Annotated in this window: 26 protein-coding genes, 4 tRNA genes and 1 riboswitch; of the genes, 13 read left to right on the top strand and 17 right to left on the bottom strand. The window is 63.6% G+C overall.

Annotation, left to right across the window (positions count from 1 at the left end; genetic code table 11):
• Positions 1 to 11: 11 nt before the first annotated feature.
• The 8 genes from BLW08_RS21120 to BLW08_RS21085 form a co-directional block, all read right to left on the bottom strand.
• Positions 12 to 650, bottom strand: coding sequence for a DNA alkylation repair protein (locus BLW08_RS21120; RefSeq protein WP_254780008.1), 639 nt, complete (start codon positions 648 to 650; stop codon positions 12 to 14).
• A gap of 160 nt (positions 651 to 810) precedes the next feature.
• Complete coding sequence (locus tag BLW08_RS21115) at positions 811 to 1,146, bottom strand: hypothetical protein (RefSeq protein ID WP_090823579.1); 336 nt, start codon at positions 1,144 to 1,146, stop codon at positions 811 to 813.
• Between the two features lie 101 nt (positions 1,147 to 1,247).
• Positions 1,248 to 1,859, bottom strand: coding sequence for a hypothetical protein (locus tag BLW08_RS21110; RefSeq protein WP_090823581.1), 612 nt, complete (start codon positions 1,857 to 1,859; stop codon positions 1,248 to 1,250).
• On the bottom strand, positions 1,856 to 2,503 hold the full coding sequence (locus tag BLW08_RS21105) for a DUF6286 domain-containing protein (RefSeq protein ID WP_091327875.1): 648 nt from the start codon (positions 2,501 to 2,503) through the stop codon (positions 1,856 to 1,858). Before BLW08_RS21105 ends, BLW08_RS21110 begins: the two co-directional genes overlap by 4 nt.
• Complete coding sequence (locus tag BLW08_RS21100) at positions 2,500 to 2,880, bottom strand: hypothetical protein (protein ID WP_090823585.1); 381 nt, start codon at positions 2,878 to 2,880, stop codon at positions 2,500 to 2,502. The genes BLW08_RS21105 and BLW08_RS21100 overlap by 4 nt, the downstream gene beginning before the upstream one ends.
• Positions 2,877 to 3,068: a DUF2273 domain-containing protein gene (locus tag BLW08_RS21095; RefSeq protein ID WP_026542624.1), complete on the bottom strand. Its 192-nt coding sequence runs from the start codon at positions 3,066 to 3,068 to the stop codon at positions 2,877 to 2,879. The genes BLW08_RS21100 and BLW08_RS21095 overlap by 4 nt, the downstream gene beginning before the upstream one ends.
• Entirely contained in the window at positions 3,065 to 3,511 is a 447-nt protein-coding gene (locus BLW08_RS21090; RefSeq protein ID WP_090823587.1) for an Asp23/Gls24 family envelope stress response protein, read from the bottom strand. Before BLW08_RS21090 ends, BLW08_RS21095 begins: the two co-directional genes overlap by 4 nt.
• 90 nt (positions 3,512 to 3,601) lie before the next feature.
• The gene (locus BLW08_RS21085; protein WP_091328027.1) at positions 3,602 to 4,108 is read right to left on the bottom strand and encodes a hypothetical protein; all 507 of its coding nucleotides are present in this window, start codon (positions 4,106 to 4,108) and stop codon (positions 3,602 to 3,604) included.
• 173 nt (positions 4,109 to 4,281) lie between these two features.
• Here BLW08_RS21085 and BLW08_RS24210 point away from each other — a divergent pair, with 173 nt between their 5' ends.
• Together BLW08_RS24210 and BLW08_RS21075 are read left to right on the top strand one after the other, a co-directional pair.
• Positions 4,282 to 4,947, top strand: coding sequence for a DUF6318 family protein (locus tag BLW08_RS24210; protein ID WP_254780002.1), 666 nt, complete (start codon positions 4,282 to 4,284; stop codon positions 4,945 to 4,947).
• A gap of 19 nt (positions 4,948 to 4,966) precedes the next feature.
• Positions 4,967 to 5,902, top strand: coding sequence for a hypothetical protein (locus tag BLW08_RS21075; RefSeq protein WP_254780001.1), 936 nt, complete (start codon positions 4,967 to 4,969; stop codon positions 5,900 to 5,902).
• A gap of 369 nt (positions 5,903 to 6,271) precedes the next feature.
• On the opposite strand, the gene BLW08_RS21070 is transcribed toward BLW08_RS21075, so the two are convergent.
• The 3 genes from BLW08_RS21070 to BLW08_RS21060 all read right to left on the bottom strand — a co-directional run bounded on the left by BLW08_RS21070 (position 6,272) and on the right by BLW08_RS21060 (position 6,624).
• Positions 6,272 to 6,347: transfer RNA gene (locus tag BLW08_RS21070), tRNA-Phe, on the bottom strand.
• A gap of 46 nt (positions 6,348 to 6,393) precedes the next feature.
• Positions 6,394 to 6,467, bottom strand: a tRNA-Asp gene (locus BLW08_RS21065).
• An 84-nt stretch (positions 6,468 to 6,551) separates the two neighbouring features.
• Positions 6,552 to 6,624: transfer RNA gene (locus tag BLW08_RS21060), tRNA-Glu, on the bottom strand.
• 294 nt (positions 6,625 to 6,918) lie between these two features.
• Here BLW08_RS21060 and BLW08_RS21055 point away from each other — a divergent pair.
• Positions 6,919 to 7,860 (top strand): DMT family transporter, encoded by a 942-nt coding sequence (locus BLW08_RS21055; protein WP_090823594.1) that lies wholly within the window; start codon positions 6,919 to 6,921, stop codon positions 7,858 to 7,860.
• Here BLW08_RS21055 and BLW08_RS21050 read toward each other — a convergent pair.
• Positions 7,857 to 8,780: a carbohydrate kinase family protein gene (locus BLW08_RS21050; protein ID WP_090823596.1), complete on the bottom strand. Its 924-nt coding sequence runs from the start codon at positions 8,778 to 8,780 to the stop codon at positions 7,857 to 7,859. The two genes, BLW08_RS21055 and BLW08_RS21050, sit on opposite strands and share 4 nt — an antisense overlap.
• A 90-nt stretch (positions 8,781 to 8,870) precedes the next feature.
• Here BLW08_RS21050 and BLW08_RS21045 point away from each other — a divergent pair, with 90 nt between their 5' ends.
• Together BLW08_RS21045 and BLW08_RS21040 are read left to right on the top strand one after the other, a co-directional pair.
• Positions 8,871 to 9,380: a metallopeptidase family protein gene (locus tag BLW08_RS21045; protein ID WP_090823598.1), complete on the top strand. Its 510-nt coding sequence runs from the start codon at positions 8,871 to 8,873 to the stop codon at positions 9,378 to 9,380.
• A gap of 10 nt (positions 9,381 to 9,390) precedes the next feature.
• Entirely contained in the window at positions 9,391 to 10,311 is a 921-nt protein-coding gene (locus BLW08_RS21040) for a cation diffusion facilitator family transporter (protein ID WP_090823600.1), read from the top strand.
• On the opposite strand, the gene BLW08_RS21035 is transcribed toward BLW08_RS21040, so the two are convergent.
• Entirely contained in the window at positions 10,308 to 12,983 is a 2,676-nt protein-coding gene (locus BLW08_RS21035) for a PEP/pyruvate-binding domain-containing protein (RefSeq protein WP_091328021.1), read from the bottom strand. The two genes, BLW08_RS21040 and BLW08_RS21035, sit on opposite strands and share 4 nt — an antisense overlap.
• 51 nt (positions 12,984 to 13,034) lie before the next feature.
• Positions 13,035 to 14,072: a universal stress protein gene (locus tag BLW08_RS21030; RefSeq protein ID WP_090823602.1), complete on the bottom strand. Its 1,038-nt coding sequence runs from the start codon at positions 14,070 to 14,072 to the stop codon at positions 13,035 to 13,037.
• Positions 14,073 to 14,487: 415 nt separating this feature from the next.
• On the opposite strand from BLW08_RS21030, the gene BLW08_RS21025 reads away from it, so the two are divergent.
• Positions 14,488 to 15,180, top strand: a complete 693-nt coding sequence (locus tag BLW08_RS21025) for a Rossmann-fold NAD(P)-binding domain-containing protein (protein ID WP_090823605.1) — start codon at positions 14,488 to 14,490, stop codon at positions 15,178 to 15,180.
• A gap of 114 nt (positions 15,181 to 15,294) precedes the next feature.
• Here BLW08_RS21025 and BLW08_RS21020 read toward each other — a convergent pair whose 3' ends face one another.
• A complete protein-coding gene (locus BLW08_RS21020) occupies positions 15,295 to 16,071 on the bottom strand; it encodes an NlpC/P60 family protein (RefSeq protein ID WP_091327869.1) in 777 nt (258 codons plus the stop codon).
• A gap of 3 nt (positions 16,072 to 16,074) precedes the next feature.
• Positions 16,075 to 16,267: riboswitch (cyclic di-AMP (ydaO/yuaA leader) on the bottom strand.
• Positions 16,268 to 16,417: 150 nt separating this feature from the next.
• Positions 16,418 to 17,050: a copper resistance CopC family protein gene (locus BLW08_RS21015; protein WP_091327866.1), complete on the bottom strand. Its 633-nt coding sequence runs from the start codon at positions 17,048 to 17,050 to the stop codon at positions 16,418 to 16,420.
• Between the two features lie 114 nt (positions 17,051 to 17,164).
• On the opposite strand from BLW08_RS21015, the gene BLW08_RS21010 reads away from it, so the two are divergent.
• The 5 genes from BLW08_RS21010 to BLW08_RS20990 all read left to right on the top strand — a co-directional run bounded on the left by BLW08_RS21010 (position 17,165) and on the right by BLW08_RS20990 (position 21,411).
• Positions 17,165 to 18,607, top strand: a complete 1,443-nt coding sequence (locus BLW08_RS21010; protein WP_090823610.1) for an NCS2 family permease — start codon at positions 17,165 to 17,167, stop codon at positions 18,605 to 18,607.
• 87 nt (positions 18,608 to 18,694) lie between these two features.
• Positions 18,695 to 19,642 carry a formimidoylglutamase gene (gene hutG / locus BLW08_RS21005; protein ID WP_091327864.1) on the top strand — a complete coding sequence of 316 codons (948 nt, stop codon included), beginning with the start codon at positions 18,695 to 18,697 and terminating at the stop codon, positions 19,640 to 19,642.
• A gap of 63 nt (positions 19,643 to 19,705) precedes the next feature.
• On the top strand, positions 19,706 to 20,170 hold the full coding sequence (locus tag BLW08_RS21000) for a hypothetical protein (RefSeq protein WP_091327861.1): 465 nt from the start codon (positions 19,706 to 19,708) through the stop codon (positions 20,168 to 20,170).
• 133 nt (positions 20,171 to 20,303) lie between these two features.
• Entirely contained in the window at positions 20,304 to 21,227 is a 924-nt protein-coding gene (locus BLW08_RS20995) for a glycoside hydrolase family 43 protein (RefSeq protein WP_254780000.1), read from the top strand.
• Between the two features lie 110 nt (positions 21,228 to 21,337).
• Positions 21,338 to 21,411 (top strand) — tRNA-Cys (locus BLW08_RS20990).
• A gap of 23 nt (positions 21,412 to 21,434) precedes the next feature.
• On the opposite strand, the gene BLW08_RS20985 is transcribed toward BLW08_RS20990, so the two are convergent.
• Positions 21,435 to 22,178 carry a FadR/GntR family transcriptional regulator gene (locus BLW08_RS20985; RefSeq protein ID WP_090823616.1) on the bottom strand — a complete coding sequence of 248 codons (744 nt, stop codon included), beginning with the start codon at positions 22,176 to 22,178 and terminating at the stop codon, positions 21,435 to 21,437.
• A 211-nt stretch (positions 22,179 to 22,389) separates the two neighbouring features.
• On the opposite strand from BLW08_RS20985, the gene BLW08_RS20980 reads away from it, so the two are divergent.
• Entirely contained in the window at positions 22,390 to 23,757 is a 1,368-nt protein-coding gene (locus tag BLW08_RS20980; protein ID WP_091327858.1) for an MFS transporter, read from the top strand.
• 82 nt (positions 23,758 to 23,839) lie between these two features.
• Positions 23,840 to 25,461: dihydroxyacetone kinase family protein (locus BLW08_RS20975; RefSeq protein ID WP_091327856.1), on the top strand; the 1,622-nt coding region annotated here is incomplete at its 3' end.

The raw sequence follows: 25,461 nt of genomic DNA, 5'->3' as shown, positions 1-25,461 counted from the left end.
CGCGCTGGGAGTCAGCCCTTGCGTCGCACCATCTCGTTGATCCAGCTTGGCGCGAAAGGCGACGTGCAGTTGGGCGGCGTGGGGTAATCCTTAAGGACTTCCAACCGCTCGCCAATGTCCAGTGCCCTGGCCCGATGCTCCGGGAATTCGATCCCAATCTGCGCCAGGCAATGGTTCATGGCCCATTGGAGGCGTTCCGGAGCGTCTTTCATGCTGGCTTCGATGATGTCCAGCAGCTGATCCAGGTGCAAACCTTCAGGCTTCTTGACCACACGCTCAGACGTCAGGGCCCAGCCTGCGCTTGCCACCACCGGATCAGGATCAGTGAACCACGCCACCCGGAGTTCCTCCGAGTGGGGACTCTTCTTCACTACATAGTTCACCAGCCAGTCATGCACTTTGGGAGTTCGTGCTTCCCGCAGCATGGTGTCCAATTCGTCGCGTTCAAACTCCTTGGGACGGCAGATCAGGAGTGACAGCAACTTGGCGGCGGTGTCACCCGTGTCCCAGAGCTCGCGTGAAAGATCCTGCTGGATCTTCAGCCTCTTGGCGACAGCACGGACTTTGCTGAGATTCACTCCATGGTCGTCACCGTGCTTTTCGTTCACTTCGCGTGCCCGGGGTTCCTCCAAGGTGGCCAGTTCCGCCATGATGTCGGCCACCGTTGTTTCGAGCACCGTTGTTCCAGCCACTGGGGTCTCCTGTCCATCGCCTGTTCTGAAGTCAGGCTACCCGCTCAGGGCAACAGAACGGCAGCCCGCTGCTGCGAACTGCCGCCCCTCTGTCTGCTCTTTCAGTGGTGCGTGAAAACTACTTCTCACCCTTGAACAGACCGGCGATCTTCGATCCCAAGCCCTTGACGTTTTCGGCCACGTCGCCGGCAATTTCCTTTGACTTTTCCGCAACGTCACCGGCCAATTCCTTGGCATTCTCTCCAACATCGCCGGAGAAGAATTCCTTGACGTTCTCAGCGGCGTCACCGGCAAACTCTTTGACATTCTCTGCAGCATCGCCCGCAAATTCCTTGACGTTTTCCACTGCGTCGCCAGCAAATTCCTTGACGTTCTCCAAGGCTTCGCCAGCGGCATCTTTGGCATTTTCCGCCGCGCCGTTGACCGCTTCGGCTCCCGTGGTCTCTTCGCTCATGGTGCTCTCCTTTGTGACGGTTGGATCTGTGACAGTTCGTGCCAAAGGAAGTTATCCCCCTTTGGATTCAACTTATGGTCTTGGGTTCGGATTCTGCAATATCACCGGACACGTTCCGCCTTAGTGAAGCGGGACCGTGCCCCGGAAACCATGTGCACCAGCACTGGCGTCTTCTGACCAATCACTAAATCCATGGCTTCAACAAGCTGTGACACCTCGGCCGCAAGAAGGTGTGGAGCTACACCCTGCCTCGGCTGAATGCGTATACGCAGGCCCGGCCTTCCTTTGACTTCATACGTTGCCACGGAGGCGCCGGCGAGGTCGGTGCGCTCGGCCAGGGCTGCCCGGAGCGCCTGTTCTGCGACGCCACCGCCGATGCGCACCTCGCCATCAATGTCACTGTCGTCATCGCTGGCCACCAGGAGGTTGGCGCGGCCCTTGCCCTGCTGCGACAGCCACGCGATCATCGCGATGATGATGGCCACCAGGATCAATCCGGCCACAATCCACAGCCAACTCTCTTCGCGGCCGGGGAAACGGGTTTGTCGGAAGGCATTTTCCGCCCCCGCCCAGACGGCTGCGGACCAGCCATGCCACCACGCCGCCACTGCAGGCACAGTGGCCAACAGCACCAGCAGGAGACCAACAGCCAGAAGCTTCACACCAATAATGAACAGCAGCACACGGTTGACGGCACGCGGTGTTCCGTTCATGCCCCGATCACCCCTGACGACGCCAGATTGACCCGAACAGCAGGCATCGGAACCGGGGACATTTCCTCCAGTTCAGCCTGAACCGCAGCCAGCACGGCTTCTTCGCTGACGCGGCTGCCGGACGTGGGCCGCACGTTGACCACCACAAGTTGCCGCGAAACAACCACCATCACCTGTTCCTGAGTAACGTTCGCGGCAGTTCGCGCACGACGCGCCAGTGCGGAGGCAAGTACCTCGTCATCAACCACGACGGCGGTTCGTGCGTCCCGGAGCAGGTGGCGGGCACGCCTGCCCGGAAGCACGGCGTGGAGGAGGAAAAACAGTCCCACCATGGCAATGACCGCGCCGCTCGCGCCCAGCAGCAGAGGAGAAATCCCCTCCGGCAGGGCAATGATGCGCGGAGCGGCGGTGGTGGGATCGATGAGCCAGGGTGGCTGTCCAATAGCCCGCACGCCCGCCTCCAGCAGAGCGTAAACGCATAGAACAATCACCAGGACGGCGGCGATCACGGCAGCACCGGCCCGGGACGAATGCGTCTCACGGCGGAGAATGCGGCTCATTCCAGGGTCTTCACCGGCCACCGGGCTGTCGCCTGAGGTGGTGTCCGGAACATCCATTTGTTGCGTTTCCTGATCTTGTGTCACTGAACGCGGCCTCCCTCCGTGACGTGCGCTCCGCTGATCCTGATGTCCACCCGGCTGAGTTGCGATCCGCTGAGCCGGGTGACCGTCTCCAGCACGGTGGCCTTGGCAGCTACTGCGCGATCCCAGATCGATCCACCGAAGCCCTGGACCCGTTGCGGATCGCGGAGGACTTCCGTCAAAGCCGGGATGCTGATGGGTGCCACGATCGACAAAGCCAGCAGGCCGTCGTCGTCCGCCCAATCAGCGCGGATGTCGCTGGCCGCAACGCCGAGAGCTTCGGCGGCAGCCGCGCGGGCCAACGATGTCAAAGCCTGGGTACTGATCCGGTTGTGGCCGGCCAGGCTGGTGGTGGATTCCACAGCCTCAGCCACGCTCATGACGAAGAGCGCCGGCCCGTAATGGCGTCCAGGACGCTGCGGAGGTCCAGTTTTCCATCAGCCGCCCGGCCCAGCAGCGCACCTATGCCCATGAACAGCAGCGAAATAAGGAAACCCCACAGCCCGAACGAGAAGGACATGAACGCCACAAAGGCGCCAATCGCGATTCCCACCACGGTCATGCTCACTGGAGAGCCTCCCTTTCTACGAGGACAGACTTGCTGCCCACCGGTTTGGCGGGCGGGGCAACATAGACGTCGTTGATCTCGATGTTGACTTCGATAACCTGCAGCCCTACGAGCTCTTCAACCGCCCGGTAAACAGCCGCGCGGACCTGGTTGGCAACGTGATGCAAGGGATGTCCGTAGAGGGCAACCAGGTTGATGTCCACAGCCACTTGGGTTTCGCCGACTTCGGCGCGGACACCTGCCGCGTGGTCCGAGCTGCCGACGGCGTCGCGAATCGCGCCCAGCGCACGGGACGGACCCGACCCCAAGGAATAGACACCCGGCACGGTGCGCGCAGCGATCCCCGCTACTTTGGCCACGGCCGCCTCGGAGATGATGGTGCGTCCAGTACCCAGGATCTCGTCCCCAGGCACGGGATCAAGCTGCACGTTCTGGTCTTCCATGGAGCACTCCCCTTCTCTTGAGTACCACCCTAGCGTCTAGCTCCGACGCTTTGGGAGAAGCGTCCGGCCAGAGGGGAGTGCGCGCGGCGGCTACTTGCAGTTCTTATCCATCCAGTCCTGGATGGGCTTCATGAGCTCCTCGAACTTTCCATCGCCGTACTTACTGAAGTCCGAGCCCGCGGACTCCGTAAACGCCCGCAGCTTCTCGAACGCAGGCTTCAATTCGTCAGGTACTTTGCCCTGCATTTGGGACAATTCCTGCTTGGCTTTTTCGATGTCATCAGGATTGCCGCCCACCAGTCCCGCCAACGGGAGGATAGTGAGGCTCAGCATGGTGGCGCTCACGGACAAGCAGGCTTCCGACATCGACGTGAATTCGCCGTAGACTCCCCCGGTTCCCGTGGTTGCCTCCGGGCTTGCTGCACTGGGAGTAGTTGAGCTTGTCCCCACTTCCGCCGCGGGCGCCTCCGCCGACGCACTGGGCGTGGACTGGGCGACGGGCGTCGGAAGGGAACAGGCGCTCAGCGTGAGGGCAGCGACCAGAAGGGCCAGGGGCAGGAGCCGCCCGGGCGTGCGAGTTCGTGTTTTCGTGATCATGGTTCCCCCGATGGATGCGTACGATGACGAGCCGGCGAGGCAAGAATACGCCCAGCCCCGTGCCCTGAACAGAGGTGGGTTATCCACAAGGCCCAATTCCTGACTGGGTTGCCCTCCTTTGCCCCACCTAGACTGGCCGACACACCGCCACAACAGCTGCTGGGGAGCCTGTCATGCCAAGCGCCACTTTTGCCCTCTACCCACGTGCCCGCGCCCGTACTGCAGCGGCTTTCGCCGGCGCAGCCTTGCTGCTGGCAGGTTGCCAGGGCGGCTCCGCTCCAGGCGGATCACCCTCCGCCACGAACTCGACGACGACGTCACCCACCTCAAGCGTTTCGGTCCCTGCTGCTGCTCCCAGCCCCAGCGCGTCGCCCGCATACAAACCCGCGGACGCGACCGGGAAAGCCCAGAACGTGCCCGTTCCCGTGATGCCCGAGCTGGCGAAGGAGAACTCGAAGGCGGGGCTGGAGGAATTTATTGGGTATTGGTACGCGCAGCTCTCTTACGTTGGCGAGACAGGCGACATGTCAGCTTGGACCGCCATGATCGCCCAGGAATGCCAACTCTGCCTCAGCCTGAAGGAGTCCGGCGAGGATGGTTACGTTAACGGGCGGTGGCTCTCTGGTGGCAGGATTTCTGTCCCCACCATGGACGTGCAATGGACACGCGAGGCTGTTCAGTCGGCGAAAGTACAGGTAGTCCAAGAGCAAATCGACTATTTCAACGCCGACGGCAGCGTCGGGCGTCCGAAATCAGAGGCTTCGAATGACGCCTTCGCGTTTTTCGCCAAGTACGTTGACGGTGCATGGATCGTGGTGGACCTTGGCATCGTTGCTTAGAATCCGCAGACTTTCCTTGATGACCATTGGCGTCGTGAGTTGGTTGTTCGCCTCCTTAGCTGCGACGTCGCCCTCCGTGGCGGCCGATGAAGCGTGGGCTGCTAACAATGCCGGAGATCAAGGAATCGAGATCGGTGCGCGATTCCGCATCGACGCTATAAGTGGCCAGCTAACCTCTAGCGTCGGCGGATCAACAGATTCGCCCACCGTCGTTGACCCGAATCAGTACAAGGCAGACACGCACTGCCGCGCGGACGGACCCGATACCAAGGACCCTGGCTGTGACGCCCTCCAGTGTCCCCCGAACACAGCCGGCGGTGAAGAAGGTACCCCGGTGATCTGGAAAGAGGCACCCAAAGCGATCACCAACCCCGGCTGGACCGATTGGATCCCCGTCAGCGGACCTACCTGCCTCTACGACCCCGAACCCGGGAACGTCCTGGCCGACATCGCCGCCCGGATCCTCAACGACTTCCGCCAACTACCCGTCAACCCCGGCACGTTGGAAGCCCAACCCTTCCCCCACACCCTCAAAGGCGGACCCACCAACTTCTACACCACCGCCACCGAACAAGCCTTCAACCTCACCATCCTCGGCCAAACCGTCCACCTCACCGCAACACCCACCAGCCACAGCTACGCTTTCGGCGACGGCGCTACCCTTGGCCCCACACCAATAACCGGGTACCCCCTCCCCGAAGCCGAATGGCTCACCAACGCGACCCGCACCAGCCACAGCTACACAGAAACCGGCAACTACCAAGCCGCCGTCACCACAAGCTTCACCGGCACTTACTCGGTCAACAACGGCCCACCACTACCCATCAACGGCACCCTGGACATCACCACACCCGCCAAAACCATCCACGTCTGGAAAACAGAAAAAGCACTCGTCGCCGACACCTGCGAACAAAACCCCAACTCCTGGGGCTGCCCGGGAGCCGAGACCAGATAGACAGAAGGCGCCACGTACCGCCACCACCCACTTCGATCACCACATCCCATCGACACACCCAAACAGGCGGCGCGTCGAGACCACCCACGACGCAAAGTAGGTGGCAACGGCCCATCCACCACGTGCGCAAGACCGCAGGAGAACCGGAAAAGACAGAAGCGGTAGGGACCTGTACCGTCGACACACCAAAAGAGGCGGCGCGTCCAGGGGATTCGTGAACGCAAAATAGCTCGTGAGCGCGGCACCGACGGGAATCCGCCAGACAACCGCGGCGGCCAACAACCCGCCAAAGAGCTCGGGTTGGAGAAGAGCCAGGAAGCACGGGTTAAAGAAGAAAAGCACCAGTTCCGAAGAACTGATGCTTCCCAGTGGTGGCTCCGACCGGCGTCGATCCGGTGACCTTTCGATTTTCAGTCGAACGCTCTACCAACTGAGCTACAGAGCCTAGGTGACATGTCACCTTGAGAACCGAATTTCTTCGGCGCTCAGAGCGACCCTGACGGGACTTGAACCCGCGACCTCCGCCGTGACAGGGCGGCGCGCTAACCAACTGCGCTACAGGGCCTTGCGTTTGCAGTATCTCTACCGCGTTTTTTTCAAGGCTTCTAGCTTACCAGACTTTTTTCATCCGATTTACCACTTCCTTGCGTACCCCCAACGGGATTCGAACCCGTGCCGCCGCCGTGAAAGGGCGGTGTCCTAGGCCGCTAGACGATGGGGGCCTGAACTCAATTCGGATTTTGCAAGGAAAAGCGACGCTTTACGCGTTCTTTCCGTGTCTCGCTCGTCCGAACTGGACTCTAAAACTTTAGAGCATAGATGGCGATATTCCCAAATCGAGGTCTATGAGCCCTTCCACACCCCGCCCAACGCGCACCGAGGGGCGACATCCCACCCCGGCATCCCACTCCAAAAAGGGTCCGGAAACGGCGGCCCGCTCAACATTGGCAGGATCTTGCCCTGACGCGTCCGAAAACCGCCAGCCGCGCCTGCACCGCCACGGCTAGATTGTGTCTATGACAACCACCACCCCGGCCGAACCCGGCCAGCCTTCCCCGGACCTGCCTCCGCGCATCACCCCCGCGCCGGCGGCAGCCATCAGCAAACTCGGCATCGCCGCCGTCATTGTCACCGTCGTGCTTTGGGCTTCGGCGTTTGTGGGCATCCGCGCGGTGGGACCCAGTTTCTCCCCCGGCTCCTTGACGCTCGGGCGGCTGGCGGTGGCCGCCGTCGTGCTTGGCATCGTAGTGCTGCCGACCCTGAAGGTCTGGCCGAAGGGCCGGGAATGGCTACCGATCGTGGCCTACGGGGTGATGTGGTTCGGCGGTTACAACGTTGCGTTGAACGCCGCGGAGCACATGCTCGACGCGGGTACCAGCGCCATGCTGATCAACGTCTCGCCCATCTTGATCGCGATTCTGGCCGGAATCTTCCTCAAGGAGGGCTTCCCTAAGTGGCTGCTGATTGGCAGTGCGGTGGCGTTCTGCGGCGTAGCGATGATCGCCCTGGGTTCCGGGCAGCGCTCGACGGCGGATGTCGCCGGGGTGCTGCTGTGCTTGCTTGCCGCTGTGCTCGCCTCAGTGAGCGCGATCCTGCAGAAACCCGTGCTGCGGAAGTTCACGGCCGGGCAGGCGACGTGGTTCGGCATCATGGTTGGCGCGGTCTGCTGCCTGCCGTGGACAGGCCAGCTGGTCTCCGAAGTCCAGGCAGCACCGCTCCCCGCAACGCTGGGCTTGGTCTATCTGGGCATCTTCCCCACCGCCATCGCCTTCACCACATGGGCATACGCACTGTCCCTGATTTCGGCTGGCAAGCTGGCCGCCACGACGTACCTGGTGCCCGGCACCACCATCCTGATTTCCTGGGCTGTCCTCCAGGAGGTCCCCACCATTTGGGGACTGATCGGTGGCGTGGTGTGCCTGATCGGTGTCGGCTTGACCCGGCGCCGCAGCCGCTAGCGGGCCATTCCCGCCAGGAGTTCGCGGTGCGTGGGCGGGTTGGCGCCCGGGCGGCCAACAGTGATGGAAGCGGCCATGGAGGCAATGGTGCCGATCCGTTCCAATACTGTGGGCGCCAGGCCATCGCTGCCACGGAGCAGCAGCCCCATGATCAGCGCCGACATGTAGGAATCACCTGCGCCGATGGTGTCCGCAACGGTCGACGGGACGGCGGGAACCCTGAGCTGTATGTGGCGAGTGGCCATCAAGGAGCCCATGGCACCCTGGGTCATTACGGCCAGAGTGGTACCAAGCGACAAAAGGTGGCTTGAGATATCCTCCAGCGCCTTGCCCGGGTACAGCCAGTGGGCGTCCGAGGCACTCATCCTGACGACGTCGGTGAGTGGCACTATCTCTTCGAACAGCGAGAGCGCCTCGTGGTGGCTGCCCAGCAGATCGGTGCGGATATTGGGATCGTAGGTGACCATGCACCCACCCTGCGCCTGTTCCAACAGGCTCCTGACAACCCCGGCCCCTGGCTCCAGGAACGTGGCGATGGATCCCGTATGCAGGATCCGCGGCGCATAGGGCAGGACCAGCGGGGCCAGCGCCCACTCGATGTCAAAGGTGTAGTCGGCCGAACCGTCGGCAGCGATCCTGGCTGTCGCCGTCGCCGTCTTTCCCATCGACTTCGATCCCGGCAGCAGCACTACACCCGCGCTGTGAAGGTGCGCTGCGATGGCGTCGCCCCGCTGGTCCTTTCCGATGGCCGTCAACAGGCCGGCTTTGACGTCCAGGCGGCCAAGGCCGTAGGCAACATTGGCGGGCGATCCGCCCGGATATTCGGCCTGGCCGGCGGGCGACTGCACAATGTCGATCAGCGCCTCACCCACCACGACGACGTCGAGCGGCTCAGGCATCAGGGAAGGGGAGGAAGTCATGCGGTTCCTGTGTCTGTCGAAAAGGGATTGTGTTCAGTATCCCTCATCACACACAGAGCCAATACTGCCGCCGCAGACTAAAGTCGAGTCATGCCCGCGAATCTTCCTCCCGGCCTCCCCATCGTTCCCGACGGCGACCTTCCTTCGTCCCCGCTCCGGGAACGGAATGCGGTGCACAGCCCCGTTGAGCAGGCTCCGGGTGACCCCGTTGAAACGGCCGGCTTTGCGGGCCCTTTCGAGATGTCCCCCGAGGACTTTGAGGAAGCGGTCAGTGACGCCCTGCAGCTGATCCCGCCCAAGGCCGCCGGCGCCATGGACAACGTGGCGATCTTCATCGAGGACGACTACACGCCGCAACCCGGCGAGGACCCGGGCACAGTGCTTTTGGGACTTTACGAGGGCGTTCCCCTGACGGAGCGCGATTCGTGGTGGGACGCCGGATCCCTGCCGGACCGGATCACCATCTTCCGCCAGCCCATCCTGAACATCTGCAGTACCCGCCAGGAAGTGATCGATGAGGTGGCCATCACCGTGGTCCATGAGATAGCTCACCATTTTGGGATAGACGACGACCGCCTGCACGAGCTCGGCTGGGGCTAGCCTTGTAACCATGGGGCACGACCACAACCACTCCCACGGAGTTACAGCAACCGGCAAGCATCGGAAGAGGCTCATTGCCGTCCTGGCCATCACTTTAGGGGTGGTTGGCATCCAGGTGATCGGCGCCGTCGTGTCCGGATCGCTGGCCCTGCTGGCTGATGCCGGCCACATGCTCTCCGACGCCGCAGGCGTGTTCATTGCCCTCATGGCGGCGTGGATTGCCACCCGCCCCGCGAGTGACCAGCGGACCTATGGATACCAGCGGGCCGAAGTCCTGGCTGCCTTGGCCAACGCCCTGATCCTCATTGTCATCGCCGTGGTGATCATGATCGAAGCCATCCGCCGCTTCGGAGAAACCACCGAAATCCATACGGACGTCATGCTGTGGGCCGCCATCCTGGGTGCCGTGGCAAACCTGGTCTCACTCCTGATCCTGCAGGGGGCGCAGAAGGAAAGCCTCAATGTCCGGGGCGCCTACCTTGAGGTCCTCGGCGACCTCCTGGGTTCCATCGCGGTCATCGTCGCGGCAATCGTCATCATGACCACAGGCTTCAGCGCCGCAGACCCCATCGCCTCGGTACTGATTGCGCTGATGATCATTCCCAGGGCCTGGCATCTGCTCCGCGATGTGGTGGATGTTCTGCTGGAAGCTACTCCCAAGGGCGTGGACGTGAACATGATCCGTGAGCACATCATCGCCGTGGACGGGGTGGTGGAGGCCCACGACATCCACATTTGGACCATAACCTCCGGCGTCCCCGTGTTCTCAGCGCACGTTGTGGTGGAAGACGAAGTCCTCAACGCCAGCGGCGCGGACAGCATCCTGGATCAGTTGGGGTCCTGCCTGGGCCGGCATTTCGATACCGAACACTGCACTTTCCAGTTGGAGCCTGTGAGCCACTCCGAGCACGAATCACACCAGCACGCCTAGGATTCCCCGCCTCCGCCCTCGGTGCTGACGGTCCCGGCGGCGCCGTCAACCGTGATGTGTTGGCCGGTACTGATGCGCGTTGTGGCATCGGGGACGCCGACAACAGCGGGGATACCGTACTCACGGGCCACCACGGCCCCGTGCGAGTTGGGTCCGCCCATCTCCATGACCAGCCCACCAGCTGTGAGGAACAGCGGCGTCCAGCCAGGATCCGTTGACGGTGCCACAAGGATTTCGCCTGGTTCCAGGTGCGCACCAACCGGGTCCAGAATGACCCGGGCCGGCGCCGTTACCTGACCGGCCGACGCCGGGCTGCCGGACAGAGTGCCAGGGCGCAGATTTTCGCCGGACGCAGCTGCAGTGGACGCAGCTGCAGTGGCCTCGGGTTCAGTCCCGTCAGACAACAACACCCGGGGGATGTGCCTGCGCCGGAGTTCCTGCTGGTACGCTGCACGGCGTTCCGCCACCAGGTGGTGGAGATCATCGCCGGCCAATGCCACCTCCACGTCATCCAGGTCCAGGAAGAAGATGTCCTCCGGACGTTCGATCCGCTGGGATGCGGCCAGTTGGTTTCCGACCAGGAGCAGTTGCTCCCTGACGGACGCCAACCCCAGGACAAGGTTGTACTTGGGCAACTCGCGCAGGCCCGCAAACCTCCTTGTCCGGTCCAAAGCCATTTTCACGATGGCCGCGTGCAGTGGGCTCTTGGCCCGGGCACGCGCTATGAAACGCGCCACCTGATCGTCGGCTTCCCGGACTGCCTTCCCGAACTGCTGATCCGGAGCGTCTGCGCCGTCCCCAAGCCTCAAATAGTTGGCAACGACTCCCAGGATGTGGGTGGGATCATCCGACCAGCGAGGCATGCCCAGATCAATTTCAGCCACGGCACGATGCCCGAAGGTGCGCAAAAACGACGCCAACCCGGATTGCGCGACGGGTGGAAGCGTTCCGTCCCGATACCGGTCCGCCAGCTCTGCCGCCGTTTTACCGCCCATGGAGGCTGCGGCGTCGGGGTGTTTTCTGATCTCCGAGACAAGCCGCCAGAGGGCCAGGTCCATCTCCGTGGTGACGTTGTTGGGAAGCCCGCGGATGACGGTCTGGAGCTCTTCGTACGGAGCCTGCGCGCCCAGCAACCGCCTCACGAGCGCCACCATCCCGAAACCCAGCGCAGGAAGGGGAAGCACCTGCGGCACGGTGGCAAACACATCCTGGCCCAGGATTCTCTGCACGTGAGCCAAACGCTGGTGGGCTGTGGCTTCCGATGGAACGGTGAACAGGGTGCGCAGCTCAGCATTGAGGCGCTCCACCTTCTGCATGGCCGCAGCGGGCCGGAACAGTCCTCGGAGAAGGGTTTCAGGAACGCGATACTTGGCCGCGACCGGAGCGACGTGGCGAATCAGCTTCAAGGGGGTCTTGTTTGTCACCGAAAAGCGTGGGTCGTCAAAGAGTCCACGCATCACTGTTGCTGAGCGCGCCTCCATGACGTCGAACACCCGTGGCACGATGGCCAGGCCCACCCGGCTCCGCAGGACGGCCGTGAAGTCAAAGAAGATCCGCTGGCCTGCCTCGTAGTACGGCGGAGGTCCGGACCGTGGATCCGGAACATCGAATGCCGCCGTTCTTGCCACACAGGAGGCAAGGAGACGGATACCGGCCAAGCCCATGGGAGTCAAAGGTCGAGTGAGGCCCTGGGCAAGGCTGAAGTTCAGGAAGGCGTGCTGGCCGGGGCCAGGAGGGGTTCGAGTCGGCTGCGGGTAGAGGGTGGTGATGGGCCGCGCTTGGGTGAGCCACAGCTTTCCCGCGTCATCGATGGCCCACTCGGTGTCCTGCGGCGCACCGTAATGCTTCTCCACACTGCGTCCCAACTCAGCCAGTGCGCGTACTTGTTGGTCGCTGAGGCACTGTTGGGGAACTCCGCCGCCGCCGGGCTGGGAACCAGGGACGCGTTCCGTGCCACCGCCCGGTACGGAGCGGATCTCCACTTGCCTGTCCCCCACTGTCCGCTGCACGATGGTGCCGCTGGGAACCTCCACAACATATTGGTCCGGATTCACGGCCCCGGAGACCACGGCCTCCCCCAAGCCGGGGCTGGCGTCAATCACCGTCTGGTGCCGTTTTCCCGTCACCGGGTTGGCGGTGAACATGACGCCGGCGGTAGCGGAATCCACCATTTCCTGCACGACGACGGCCAGGGCCACTGACGCATGGTCGATCCCATTGATGGTCCGGTAGCTCACCGCACGATCCGTCCACAGCGATGCCCAGCAACGGCTCACGGCGTCCAAAACGGCGTCGATGCCAACCACATTCAGGAAGGTGTCCTGTTGCCCGGCAAAACTGGCGAAGGGCAGGTCCTCCGCGGTGGCCGACGACCTGACGGCGACGGGAACGTTCTCCCCCAGCTCACCATAGGCAACGCGGATGGCCTGCGAGATGTCATCCGGCACGCCGACGTCCAGCACCAAGGAACGGGCGTGTTCGGCAAGCCCGATCAGCTCGTCCAGATCAGCCGCCCCGACATTCTGCAGGGCCGCGAACACGCTCTCCATGCCGATCGCGGAGAGAGCGTGCACGTACGCGGCCGTGGTGAGGCAGAAGCCAGGCGGCACCGGCAACCCGGCGCCGGCGAGCTCACCCAGATTGGCAGCCTTGCCGCCCACCTCCGGGAGCATCGGTCCGCGGATGTCAGCGATGTCCAGGATGAGCACGGCGCAGGCCCCGGCTTAGGCTGCGCCGAGCATCGGGCCGAATTTGGAACGGTCTGCCAACCGCGGGTCCTCACGGTCCGGAACAACCAGCACGGGTCCCTTGGCGTGGTGGAGCACGCCGTCGGAGGTGGAGCCGAGAAGCATTCCTGCGAAACCGCCACGGCCACGCGTGCCCAGGACCACCAGCTCAACGCCCCGGCTTGCTTCCACCAGCACGTCCACCGGCGAGCCGTCCCGGAGGTCCGTCTCAATGGCCAGCTGGGGGAAGTGGCTCTTGAGCCAGGCTACGCCTGCGTCCAGCTGGACCCTGATATCCGCAAAGAGAGCGTCGCGGTCCAAAGGGGCCGGCACCCACGCAAGGGATCCGCTGTATTGCGGTACCGCGCAGATGACGCGGAGCTTTGCGCCCATGCGTTGGGCTTGCTCGGCAGCTTCGAGCACGGCGATCCGGGCTTGCTCGGAACCATCCACGCCTACTGCCACCACGTTCTCCACTGTGCGCGGACCAGCTTTGGCATGCTCGGCCTTGATGTGTTTGTCCTCAGTGTTCTCCCCGAGCCGGTCCGCGCAGTACAGCGGGACCGTGACGGTGGGGCACTTGGCGTGGGCGGGCAAGGCGCTGCTGACCGAGCCCAGAAGACGTCCAACGAAGCCGCCGCGACCCCGGCTGCCGAACACCAGAAGGGCTGCGTCCTCCGAGAGGTCCAGCAGGACACCCGCGGCGTCGCCGTTCTCCACCGAAGCATCGACGTCGATGGCATAACCGGAGATCTTGTCCATGGCCTGCTTGACGATGGCGTCAGCGCCCTCGCGGATGACCGAATCGTCCACCGTTGCATAGCCGCCGTCCAGCCCGGAAGCGGCAAAAATGGGCACTGAGTATGCCGTAACGATGTGTAAGGGTAGCTGCCGGCGTTCGGCTTCCCGCGCTGCCCACACCAACGCACATTGACCGTGCTCTGAACCGTCCACTCCCACGACAATGCCGCCGGGTGCAACAGCCTGGTCCTCGCCTTGCTGTGGCTCTTCACTGTGCCTGCCGTGCTGGTCCATGGGGCCCGCCTCTCCACCTACTGCTTGATGTTCCGGCTATTCTGCCAGAGGTTTTCCGCATCGGATTCCCTCATGGCTCCCTTGTCAATGGCCGGGGCCGGGGAAACCTGGAATCTCCCCTTCCAATGCCAACTATTCTCGGTCGGCAATGACGAATCAAGGCGACTCCGGGCTATGTGTGTAACGGTCCGGGCTCGGTTCCAAGGCACCCTTTTTGCGCTGCGGATGAACACGACAAACACGCGGATGCGGGAGGCTATCCATGGCCGAAAAAGTTCGGTAGTGTTCGAGTCACCGAATGGCCGGCAAACGTGTTTCACCACACACTCCGGCCATTTATTTGCGGCCGCTTGGGGAACTCGGACGCGATCCCACGCGCTGCCGAAGGGCACACACGTCAAGGAGGAACCAAGCAGTGTCACTCACGCCTGATTCCGCCACGGAACGCACCACTACCGTGGTCATCGGAGCCGGTCTGTCCGGTTTGGCAGTTGCCAGTGAGCTCAGCCGCTATGGCGTGGGCTCCATCGTCGTGGACGGCTTTGGCGCCTTGTCTGCCACAGGCCCCTCAGTCCACACTGGAATGCTCCAACGCTGCGATGCAGCCGATCCCGCAGCCATGCAGGAACGCAACGAGATCCTCCGTCATCTGCGGAACTACGCCGCGAGCCATCACCTGGACGTCCGCAGCACCACCCGCGCCGTCCGCCTGGACTTCCTGGGCTCGGATCCCTCACAGCAGCTTGGCTACGGACAGGTTGCCAGCATGACCACGAGCGGGCTCAGGACCGGGCTCCACGTCTCCGGACCGCTCGAATCCATTCCACGCCAGTGGGCCGTCCACACCGCCAACGGAGTCTTGCTGGCCGACCACATCGTGGTGACACGCTGCGCACAGAGCCAGTTGCGGAGGATGCTGGCCGAACTGGGAATTGCCATCGGACAGAACCTTGCCGCCGCGATGCGGGCAGTCGGGATGCACCTGGTGGGCGTTGGCGAACTCATCACGCCCACGCCCAAGGAGGTCCTGCGGCAAGCCAAGGCAGTGGGCCAGGCGATCTCCGCCAAGGTAGCCCTGCCGGCAGGACCGGGCGTCGCTACCGCGTAGGCGCCCTGACTTTACGCACAGATTCACTTTTCCGCACAGAACTTAACGCCAAAGGCCGGTGCCTCCGAAGATCAAGTCTTCGGAGGCACCGGCCTTTGAACTGAAGCGTGAGGCTTATGCGCCAGCGCGTACGTACGTGATGGGGCCCGTTGCGGTCAACCAGCTGATCGGGTGGATGCCCGTCTGGTTGCCGTTGATGCCACCACTGATGGCCTGGCCGTTGCCGATGAAGATGGCGACGTGGCCGGACTGGACGATCATGTCACCGGGCTGGGGGTCGCTGACCACTTTGCCGTAGTTCATGAACTGCATGGGGGCGAGGTCACCAACGGGGATGCCTGCGGAGCCGAGGGCCTTTTCCACCATGGCGGTGCAGTCCTGCATGATGCCGATCTGGGCGTAGGCCGAGGCAACCATGGCAGCGTTGACGCCACCGACGGCGGGCGCAGCGGCTGCGGGAGCAGCAGCAACCGGAGCAGCAGCAGCCGCAGCCTTGGCAGGAGCCGCAGCAGCGGCAGTGGTGACTGCTGCCTTCTTGGCGACAGGAGCCTCAACAACCGGAGCCGGCTTCTCGATGACCGGAGCTGCTACCGAAGCAACAGCAGGGCGCTCGAAGTTGATGGTAGCCGTGGATGCGGCGGTAACAACCTGGGTGGGGGCTTCGGAAGTGGTCTCTGCGACCGTGGCGGGGCTTGAGTCCCGCTGAACCGGAGCTTCGGCTGCGTGGGCAGCAATGGAACCAGTCAGGACAAGGCCCGAGGCTGCTGCGATGACAGCTGCCTGGCGGCCAGCGCCGGAAGCGTTGCTGGCCACTGCCTTGGAGATGGAGATGAACGGATTAGGACGTACGCTGTCCGCCTTACGACGGCCGCGAAGAATGCGTGAAGACATGAAAGAGCCTCTCCCGATGCCTGCGAGGTTAGCTGTCGGATTCGGATGGGAGTCACCCGGCCACTATCTCCCGCTGTTCGGCGGAAGCTTCGTGACTTCACCCCAAGGCACGCTCGAAAGCGACCTAAAATGGGTTCCCCGTCTCTGCCGTAAGGTTTGTCTGCGAACGGATTCCGGACTGCGGCAGAGCTAGGCAATCAGGCCGGAAGTGCCCGCTACGTGGAACAGGCACAGGTACCACCGTACGCGATGATCACCCGGAAGTCACATTTAAGTAACGAGAACTCCCGTTTTGGCGTGTCGCGGTGATCGTTTCGAGATCTTCGCAGGTACGTAGAAAACCCTGCTATTCCGCGGGAGTTTCGCCCTCAGAGTCGTTGGAAGCGGCAAGTTTCTTCCGCGCGGTAACGGCAAGGTAAATAACAAGGCCAATGGCAACGACTGCCAGGCCCACGATGCTCCATGGGAAGGGCTGCGAAGCATCTGCAGCAGGCTCACTGGTGCCAGTCCCCGGAGCCGCTGTGCCGGCGGACGGTACCGCGGCTGACGAAGCCGAAGCCGACGGTGAGGCAGCCGCGGAACCACTGGCCGTCGTCGTACTTCCAGCGGCGGCCGTGAACGTGAAGGTGCCCTCAATGGGGTGCGAATCTGAGCTGACCACACGCCAAACCACCGTGTATTCGCCGGCAGGCGCGCCTTCGCGCAGCTTCTGAACCGCCTGGTTGTCGATGATTTCAACGGGGCCGTCGGCCCAGTTCTCGCCGCCAGCCGTCACGGTGACGCCGGATCCGATGGCCAGGGGCCGGTTGTTGAAGGTGATGGAGACCGACGCCGGGACCACAGCCACGCTGGCACCGTTGGCTGGCGCTGTGGACTCGGCGACGTCATGGGCGGACGCCGGAGCCGCTGAAAACAGCAGGGCGGACGCGAAGGCAAGAGCAGCGACGACGGCGGCCAGAAGCGGGCGGATGGTGCGCATGGGGCGGTTTCTCCTAGTGTTGGCTTAGTTACAGACTAGGCGAATCGTCCGGGCCGCCCATATCCGACGGCTTAGGATTTGAGAGCACACTCCCCTCGATCCCCGGAGTCCTTCATGCTTAAACAAGGTTCTGCAGTCGACCGCTACTTCAAGATCTCCGAACGTGGATCCACGTACTCACGGGAAATCCGTGGCGGCTTCGCGACATTCTTCGCCATGAGCTACATCGTGGTGCTGAACCCGCTGATCCTCTCCGGACCCGATTCGAGCGGAGCGTCCCTCGGCTTCACGGCCGTCGCGGCAACCACCGCCTTCGTGGCGGGCATCCTGACCATCCTCATGGGTGCGTGGGCTAAACACCCCTTCGCGGTGGCAACGGGCCTGGGCGTCAACGCCTTCGTAGCCGTCACCGTAGCCTCGCATCCCGGGCTGACCTGGCCGGACATGATGGGCCTCGTGGTGCTCTCCGGCGTCACCATGCTCATCCTGGTGCTCACCGGTTTCCGCACCGCCGTCTTCAAGGCCGTCCCCGAAGCCCTCAAGACGGCGATTGTGGTGGGCATTGGCCTCTTCATCGCACTGATTGGCTTGGTCAACGCAGGATTCGTCCGCCGCATCCCTGATGCCGCCGGCACCACAGTTCCCCTGGGACTGGGCGTGGATGGCAAGCTCATGGGCTGGCCCACGCTGGTTTTCGCGGTCGGCCTGATCCTGACGATCGCCCTGGTGGTCCGCAAGGTCCGTGGCGCCATCCTGATCGGCATCGTGGTCTCCACCGCACTGGCCGCTATCCTCGAGTTCACCCTCCACATCGGCCCCAGCTTTGACGGCAAGAACGTCAACCCCCGCGGCTGGTCGCTGGTGGCACCCACCCTCTCGGAATGGGGCGCTCCGGACCTGTCCCTGATCGGCAAGGCGAACCCGTTCGGCGCGTTTGAGCACCTCGGTTTCATCGCAGCCGCCTTGCTGGCCTTCGTCATCCTCCTCAGCATCTTCTTCGACGCCATGGGCACCATGGTGGGCCTGGCCAACGAGGCCGGAACGGTGGATAAAGACGGCAACATCCCCAACGTGGACCGTGTTCTGCAGGTGGACGCCCTCGGCGCAATCGTGGGTGGCGGCGCGTCCGTTTCGTCCAACCAGATCTTCGTGGAGTCCGGCGCGGGCATCGGCGAAGGTGCCCGAACGGGCCTTGCCTCGATCGTTACCGGCGTGCTGTTCCTGGTGGCCATGTTCTTCACGCCACTGATCAACCTCGTCCCGTTCGAAGCCGTTGCCCCCGCCCTGGTGGTGGTGGGCTTCATGATGGTCTCCCAGGTGGGCAAGATCGACTGGCAGGACTGGGGCGTGGGCATCCCTGCGTTCCTGACCATCGCCCTGATGCCGTTCACCTACTCCATCGCCAACGGCCTCGGCGCAGGTTTCATCTCCTTCGTCCTGATCCGCACCTTCCAGGGCCGCGCCCGCGAGGTCCACCCGCTCATGTGGGCAGTGGCTGGCGCGTTCCTGCTGTTCTTCGGCATCGGAACGGTGGAAGAGCTGCTGGGCGTCAAGTAACTCACCTGGCGGGGTATGTCCGGGGTTTCAGACACTCTCCTGGCGGGATCGCTGGTTTTCGTGTGCCTGTTCGGGTGTGCTTGAAGCATGGAAACCAGCGTCCCCACAGTAGATGTCAGCCCCACCCCGTGGACCGGCCGCTTTGACGGCGACGGCGCCGGGCACCGCCGCTGGTGGCAGGCCATCACCCCGCACACGTCCGCAGCGGCGGCAGCGGCCTCGCGTCCCGCCGTCGTGCTGGGTTTCTGCAGCGACGCCGGCGTCCTCCGCAACAAGGGTCGCGTAGGCGCGGCCAAAGCTCCGGCCGCAATCCGATCGGCGCTGGGTCCGCTGGCGTTCCACCTTGACCGTGACGTGTTCGACGCCGGTGATGTGGTGGTGGAGGACGACTCACTTGAGGCGGGCCAAGAGCGAGCCGGCCGCGCCATTTCGGGACTGCTCGACGCCGGAAACCTCACCGTGGTGCTGGGCGGCGGCCACGAGACTGCGTTTGCCAGCTACCTTGGCGTCGCCGGTTCTGAAACCCTTCGTGGCAAGCGGCTGGGTGTGCTGAACCTGGACGCCCACTTTGACCTCCGTGACGAGCCAACGCCGAGCTCGGGTACGCCGTTCCTTCAGATGGCCCGCGCGGAAGCTGCCGCCGGGCGCGAACTGCAGTACGCCGTCGTCGGCATTTCGGAGCCGAACAACACGCGGGCGCTCTTCGACACCGCCAACCGGCTGGGCGTGAAGTACCTCCTTGATGAGCAGTGCTCGCCCGAGGCCGCAGAGGTATTCGTTGCCGACTTCCTGGCGGGCATGGATGTGCTGTATCTGACGATCGATCTTGACGTGATGCCGGCCTCGGTGGCTCCCGGGGTGAGCGCGCCCGCCGCCTATGGCGTGCCCTTGCCGGTGATCAGCGCGATCTGCCGCCAAGTGGCTGCTAGCGGGAAGCTCCTCCACGTGGACGTAGCCGAGCTGAACCCGGAGTTCGACATTGACTCGCGGACCGCCAAGGTTGCGGCACGCTTGGTGAATACGCTCCTCGCCTAGATTTCCCGAGCCTCTTTTCCAGTCCCCCACTTCCACTTAGCCTGTGGGGAGGGAAGGACGGCGATGAGCGCAACTCCTGTGCAGGACAAGTGGGCCTGGGTGGCCGGGCCGGTGGCTGTGATTCTGGGACTGGCAGCGCACATGGTGGCTGGCGGCAGCACTCCGGCCGTCCCTGTCCTTTTAGCCTTCGCCGCCTTCGGCGCATTGGCGGCCCAGGTGATCGCCCGCTGGATCCACGGGCCTCTGCTCCTGCTGCTGGTGTCCGGGGTGGCGCAGCAGTTGCTGCACCTCGGCTTGGCCGCATTCGGGGGCTACTTTCCGGGCAATGGCTTGCTGGACCACTTGCACGGGGACCAGGCCCTGGGAGAGTTGCCCGCCGGGACGTCATCCAGCGGCGGCGACATACACCTCCTGCTGTACACCCACATGGCTGCCGCCATCCTGACGCTGCTGCTTGCTGCGGGAGTTTCAAAGGTGTCGGCACCGGGCCGTGAAGAGTCGCGTCGACGGGCAAAGCAAAGTCTCTGAATACGCAACGTTGTTGGGCTGGATACGGCAGCAAGGCAGGAATGTTTTCAGTCAATGGCATGCGGCCTCGGCCCGGGGAGCCGTCCTTTGTACTGTTTGGCTCACCCCGCTGTTGCCAACGAAGGACACTGCCATGAACACCCTCCCGCTGAAGAAACTCTCAGATATCAGGATCCGGGACCCGTTCATCCTTGAGCCCACCAGCGGCAGCTATGTGTTGTTCGGTACCACCGACCACAATGTGTGGGGTGGCCCGGCAACTGGATTCGACTGCTACACCAGTGACGATCTGGAGAGCTGGAACGGCCCGATTGCCGCGTTCCGGCCGCCGGAGGGCTTCTGGTCCACCTCGCAGTTCTGGGCGCCCGAAGTCCACGCGTACCAAGGGCGTTTCTACCTGTTTGCGACCTTCCTTTCGGACCGCACCCACGTCCGCGGTGTCGCGATCCTCGCGGCCGAAGCGCCCACCGGACCATTCCGACCATGGAGCGACGGCCCCATCACGCCTGCAGGAATCCCGTGCCTGGACGGCACCTTCTTCGTGGACGACGACTCGACGCCGTGGCTGGTCTACAGTCGCGGCGCGGAGGGCACGGCAGCGGGTAAACCACCGCTGGCAGACGGAGAAATGTACGCGATGCGGCTCTCCGACGACCTGAAAAGCGCCGTGGGAGAGCCGCAGCTCCTTTTCCGCGCCTCCTCTGCCCCGTGGAGCAGGCCGCTCCGGTTCCCCGAAGGTGTTGCCCCACCAGCTGAACTAAGGCTCGCCAAGGATCCCCTCTTCACGGACGGGCCATTCCTGCGCCGGAGGTCCACAGGCGGCCTTGACATGCTGTGGTCCAGCTTCGGTGACGAAGGCTACGCCATGGGGATAGCACGCTCCGCGTCCGGCACCATCCTTGGACCGTGGACCCAGGAAAGCGAGCCGCTCTGGGCGCGCAACGGTGGCCATGGCATGATCCTCAATGCGTCCAACGGCAACGATTTCCTCGTGTTTCACTCCCCCAACGACACCCCCAACGAGCGCACCACCCTGCTTCGCATTGAGTCGCATTAGGGCTTCGTCCAGGTCATGGACAGCAACCTGCGGCAACGCTTCGTAGCCCTGCGAAAGAGGGGGCAATGAACGTTGAACCTGTCCGTGCCGGGCCCCTACTGTCGTTAAAGCGTGGTGTACCCGAGAGGCCAGGGAGCTGCCTGCAAAGCAGCGCACGCGGGTTCGAATCCCGCCACCACGTCCAAGGAACCCGGTATTGAGCTGCGTCTATTGAGCGGCGTCGAAGCCTGCCAGCAAGCGCCGTGATGCAGTGGCCATATGCGAGCGCATGCTCTGCGCGACGGCGGATGCGTCCCGGGCCACGAGGGCCTGGTAAATAGCGGTGTGTTCACGCAAGGCGGCTTCTGCGTGGCCTTCATCGGTCAACGCACGGTCCACCCAAATCCGCAACAGCGAGCGGATGCTCTGGAGAAGTTCCTCCAGCACCATGTTGCCTGAAGCAGCCGCGATCTCACGGTGGAAGGCTGCATCGGCTTCCACGAAGGCTGCGAGGTCGTCGAGGTTCTTCTCCATGACATCCAAGTCGGCCCTCATTCGCTCCAGGGCCTCGTCCGTGACCCTGAGCGCGGCCAACTCCACAGCCTGAACTTCCAGCCCGCTGCGCAGTTCAACCAGTTCGCGGGTCCGCGGCTCCCCCAGCATGAGTCCCCAGCTGAGTGTTCGAGGCAAGAGTTCGGAGACGCCGTCGCGCAGGTATGTTCCCGAACCCGGCCGAACAATAACGATGCCCAGGATTTCCAAGGCGGCCAGAGCCTCGCGGATGGCTGAGCGCCCAACACCGAGAGAAGCCGCCAGCTGCCGCTCTGCCGGAAGACGGGTGCCGGGGGCAATGTCGCCGCTGGTGAAGTAGGCAAGGAGACGCTCGGCTACTTCGGACACAACAGAGCCTTGCTCCATGGGAACAAGCGCTGCCGTCATGTGGGCCGCTGCTGCGGCTGAGTTCGCTGACACCCTCACAGCGTAGCAACCGGATGACCAATCTCAGCTGCCTCCAGTTGCAGGGGCAAAACTTAAACTAGTCAACCGGTTGACCAATTTAGAATCCAGTCCTATGGTTTAAATCACAAGCTTCGCCATCGCCGGATCCCCGCCGGCAATGCCACGAACCAGCCCGGCGCATCCAGTGCAGGATCCGCAGGGACACCAACATCTAGGAGTCAATGTGGACACCACACAATCGGTGGTCGAAAAATCCGCAATTAAGAAGGTGGCAATCCGGCTGGTGCCGTTCGTCGCCCTGATGTTCTTCATCAACTATCTGGACCGCACCGCCATCTCGTTCGCCGGTCCCAACGGCATGAACAACGATCTCGCCCTGTCCGCAGCGCAGTTCGGCTTCGCCTCCGGCGTCTTTTTCATCGGCTACATCCTGCTCGAAATCCCCAGCAACCTGGCGCTCCACAAGTTCGGCGCCCGCCGCTGGCTGGCCCGCATCATGGTCAGCTGGGGCATCGTGTCCTTGCTCTTCACCTGGGTGGGCAACGTTGAGCAGCTCTACATCCTCCGCTTCATCCTGGGTGTGGCAGAGGCCGGCTTCTTCCCCGGCGCCATCCTCTTCCTGAGCCTGTGGGTGCCGTCCAAGCACCGCAGCAAGATCCTGGCCCTCTTCTACTTGGCACAGCCCCTCACCACGGTGATCGGTGCTCCCCTCGCCGGCGCTTTGATCCAGCAGCACGGCGTATTCTTCGGGCTTGAAGGCTGGCGGTTCATGTTCTTCGGCGTCGCCATCCCCGCGATCATCGTGGGCATCGTCGCCTGGTTCTACCTGGCGGACAGCCCCTCCAAGGCCAAGTGGCTCACCACCGAGGAAAAGACCTGGCTGACCGGCGCCCTGGAGAAGGAAAAGAAGGAAACAGCCGCCAGCAACAAGCACGTCAGCGTTCGCACTGTCTTCGGCAACGGCCGCGTCTGGATGCTCTCCATGATCTACTTCGGCTTCATCTACGGCCTCTACGCACTGGGTTTCTTCCTGCCGACCATCATCGCGGGCTTTGAAGGCCTCTACGGCACCAAGTTCGATGTGTTCCAGAAGGGCCTCATCACGGCCATTCCGTACCTTCCGGCAGCATTTGCCCTGTACTTCTGGTCCAAGGACGCCACCAAGCGCGGCGTGAAGACCTGGCACATCGCCCTCCCGGCCCTCATCGGCGGCATCAGCATCCCGCTGGCACTGTTCGCCGGATCTCCCGCAGCAACCATCGCTGTCATCACCATCACGGCCATGTCCATCTTCGCGGCCCTGCCGAACTTCTGGACCGTCCCTACCCAGTTCCTCACCGGCGCAGCCGCAGCAGCAGGCATCGCACTGATCAACACGGTGGGCAACCTGGCCGGCTTCAGCGCCGGCTACATCACCGGTTGGCTCAAGGACCTGACGGGCGGCTACACGGTCCCCATGTTCGTGGTGGGCGGCTTCATGTTGCTCTCCTCGATCCTCATGGTGACTCTCAGCAAGCAGGGCAAGTCATCTGCTGGTACGCCTGCCGAGGCGTTGGACCCCCAAGGGGCCGGGCAGCACGCGGAGCCGTAACACCACAAGCAGGTTGTGCCCTTCCAGCAGGGAGGGCACAACCACCACTTCACACTTTTCAGTACAGCCCAGGAGATACCCCATGACCCGCCTCTACAACGAGCCCTCAGCCTTCGCTGATGAAATGATCGAAGGCTTCGTCGCATCGCACGGCCGGTGGGTCCGGCGCGTCTCCGGCGGTGTTGCCCGCAGCACGCGTTCGACGCCGGACTCGGTCGCCTTGGTGATCGGTGGCGGCTCCGGCCACTACCCCGCCTTCGCCGGTCTGGTGGGCCAGGGCCTGGCGCACGGCGCAGCGATGGGCAATCTGTTCGCTTCACCCTCGGCACAGCAGGTCTATAACGTGGCCAAAGCTGCGGACAACGGCGGCGGTGTGCTCCTGGGTTACGGTAACTACGCCGGCGACGTCCTGCACTTCACCCAGGCACAGGACAAGCTCCGCGCCGAGGGCATCGACTGCCGCAGCATCGCCGTCACGGACGACATCTCCTCCGCTCCCTTGGCCGAGAAGCACAAGCGCCGCGGCATCGCCGGGGACCTGACCGTCTTCAAAGTTGCCGCTGCTGCCGCCGAGGCCGGCTACCCCATGGATACCGTGGTGGAGATCGCCGAACGCGCCAACGAGCGTACGCGTTCCTTCGGAGTGGCGTTCACCGGCTGCACCCTGCCGGGCGCGGACCACCCACTCTTCTCCGTTCCCGAGGGGCGCATGGCCGTGGGCATGGGCATCCATGGCGAACCCGGCATTGGCGAAACTGACATTCCGACCGCGGATGAACTCGCCGAGCTGCTGGTCAAGGACCTCCTCGCCGAGGTCCCGGACGGCCTGTCCGCCCACGGCGCACGGGTGGTCCCGATCCTCAACGGTCTGGGCAGCGTCAAGTACGAGGAACTGTTTGTGGTCTACCGCCGCGTGGCCCAACTCCTGGCCGAAGCCGGCATCGAGGCCGTTGACCCACAAGTCGGCGAGCTCGTGACCAGCTTCGACATGGCCGGCACCTCCCTGACGCTGTTCTGGCTGGACTCCGAGCTCGAAGAATTCTGGCTTGCCCCCGCGGACGCCCCGGCTTTCCGACGCGGCGCGGTAAGCGCCCAAGCGCTCGACGCCGGGCAACTCACCATGGGCGCCGAACAGCAATCCGTGATCCCGGACGCCAGCGAAGAATCCAAAACCGCAGCGCCCACCATCCTCGCGGCCCTCGACGCCGCCAAAGCCGTGGTGGATGCCAACGTGGAAGAACTGGGCCGGATCGACGCGATCGCCGGCGACGGTGACCACGGGATCGGCATGGAACGCGGAATCCACGCCGCCGTCGCTGCTGCGGCAGACGCCGTCGAACGCGGTGCCGGAGCTGGGACCGTCCTTAATCTTGCTGCCGATGCCTGGGCGGACAAAGCAGGTGGCACTTCGGGTGCGCTGTGGGGCATGGCCCTTCGCGCCGTCGGCCAATCCATGGGTGACAGTGAACGCCCGAACGCGGCAGCCGTTGCCGCAGGGGTGGCCGAGGCGAAGCGTTCCATCATGGACTTCGGCAAGGCCAAGGTAGGCGACAAAACCCTGGTGGACGTGCTGGCCCCGTTCAGCGAAGCCCTCACCGCCGCTGTTCAGGGCGGAGCAAGCCTCAGGGAGGCGTGGGGTGCCGCCACCACCATCGCCGAACAGTCCGCCGAGGCAACCGCCAATCTGCTGCCCCTCATGGGCCG

It is taken from the genome of Arthrobacter sp. cf158, from assembly GCF_900106835.1.
Lineage (GTDB): Bacteria > Actinomycetota > Actinomycetes > Actinomycetales > Micrococcaceae > Arthrobacter.
This window is presented reverse-complemented; position numbering and strand designations above follow the sequence as displayed.

Coding starts and splice junctions, on each gene's coding strand:
- BLW08_RS21075 (WP_254780001.1), top strand. CDS start 4,967: ATGACCATTGGCGTCGTGAGTTGGTTGTTCGCCTCCTTAGCTGCGACG.
- BLW08_RS21040 (WP_090823600.1), top strand. CDS start 9,391: ATGGGGCACGACCACAACCACTCCCACGGAGTTACAGCAACCGGCAAG.
- BLW08_RS21035 (WP_091328021.1), bottom strand. CDS start 12,983: ATGCTCCCGGAGGTGGGCGGCAAGGCTGCCAATCTGGGTGAGCTCGCC.
- BLW08_RS21055 (WP_090823594.1), top strand. CDS start 6,919: ATGACAACCACCACCCCGGCCGAACCCGGCCAGCCTTCCCCGGACCTG.
- BLW08_RS21100 (WP_090823585.1), bottom strand. CDS start 2,880: ATGAGCGTGGCTGAGGCTGTGGAATCCACCACCAGCCTGGCCGGCCAC.
- BLW08_RS21120 (WP_254780008.1), bottom strand. CDS start 650: ATGGCGGAACTGGCCACCTTGGAGGAACCCCGGGCACGCGAAGTGAAC.
- BLW08_RS21010 (WP_090823610.1), top strand. CDS start 17,165: ATGCTTAAACAAGGTTCTGCAGTCGACCGCTACTTCAAGATCTCCGAA.
- BLW08_RS20995 (WP_254780000.1), top strand. CDS start 20,304: ATGAACACCCTCCCGCTGAAGAAACTCTCAGATATCAGGATCCGGGAC.
- BLW08_RS21030 (WP_090823602.1), bottom strand. CDS start 14,072: ATGGACCAGCACGGCAGGCACAGTGAAGAGCCACAGCAAGGCGAGGAC.
- BLW08_RS24210 (WP_254780002.1), top strand. CDS start 4,282: ATGCCAAGCGCCACTTTTGCCCTCTACCCACGTGCCCGCGCCCGTACT.
- BLW08_RS21090 (WP_090823587.1), bottom strand. CDS start 3,511: ATGGAAGACCAGAACGTGCAGCTTGATCCCGTGCCTGGGGACGAGATC.
- BLW08_RS21015 (WP_091327866.1), bottom strand. CDS start 17,050: ATGCGCACCATCCGCCCGCTTCTGGCCGCCGTCGTCGCTGCTCTTGCC.
- BLW08_RS21115 (WP_090823579.1), bottom strand. CDS start 1,146: ATGAGCGAAGAGACCACGGGAGCCGAAGCGGTCAACGGCGCGGCGGAA.
- BLW08_RS21110 (WP_090823581.1), bottom strand. CDS start 1,859: ATGAACGGAACACCGCGTGCCGTCAACCGTGTGCTGCTGTTCATTATT.
- BLW08_RS21020 (WP_091327869.1), bottom strand. CDS start 16,071: ATGTCTTCACGCATTCTTCGCGGCCGTCGTAAGGCGGACAGCGTACGT.
- BLW08_RS21050 (WP_090823596.1), bottom strand. CDS start 8,780: ATGACTTCCTCCCCTTCCCTGATGCCTGAGCCGCTCGACGTCGTCGTG.
- hutG (WP_091327864.1), top strand. CDS start 18,695: ATGGAAACCAGCGTCCCCACAGTAGATGTCAGCCCCACCCCGTGGACC.
- BLW08_RS21000 (WP_091327861.1), top strand. CDS start 19,706: ATGAGCGCAACTCCTGTGCAGGACAAGTGGGCCTGGGTGGCCGGGCCG.
- BLW08_RS21085 (WP_091328027.1), bottom strand. CDS start 4,108: ATGATCACGAAAACACGAACTCGCACGCCCGGGCGGCTCCTGCCCCTG.
- BLW08_RS21045 (WP_090823598.1), top strand. CDS start 8,871: ATGCCCGCGAATCTTCCTCCCGGCCTCCCCATCGTTCCCGACGGCGAC.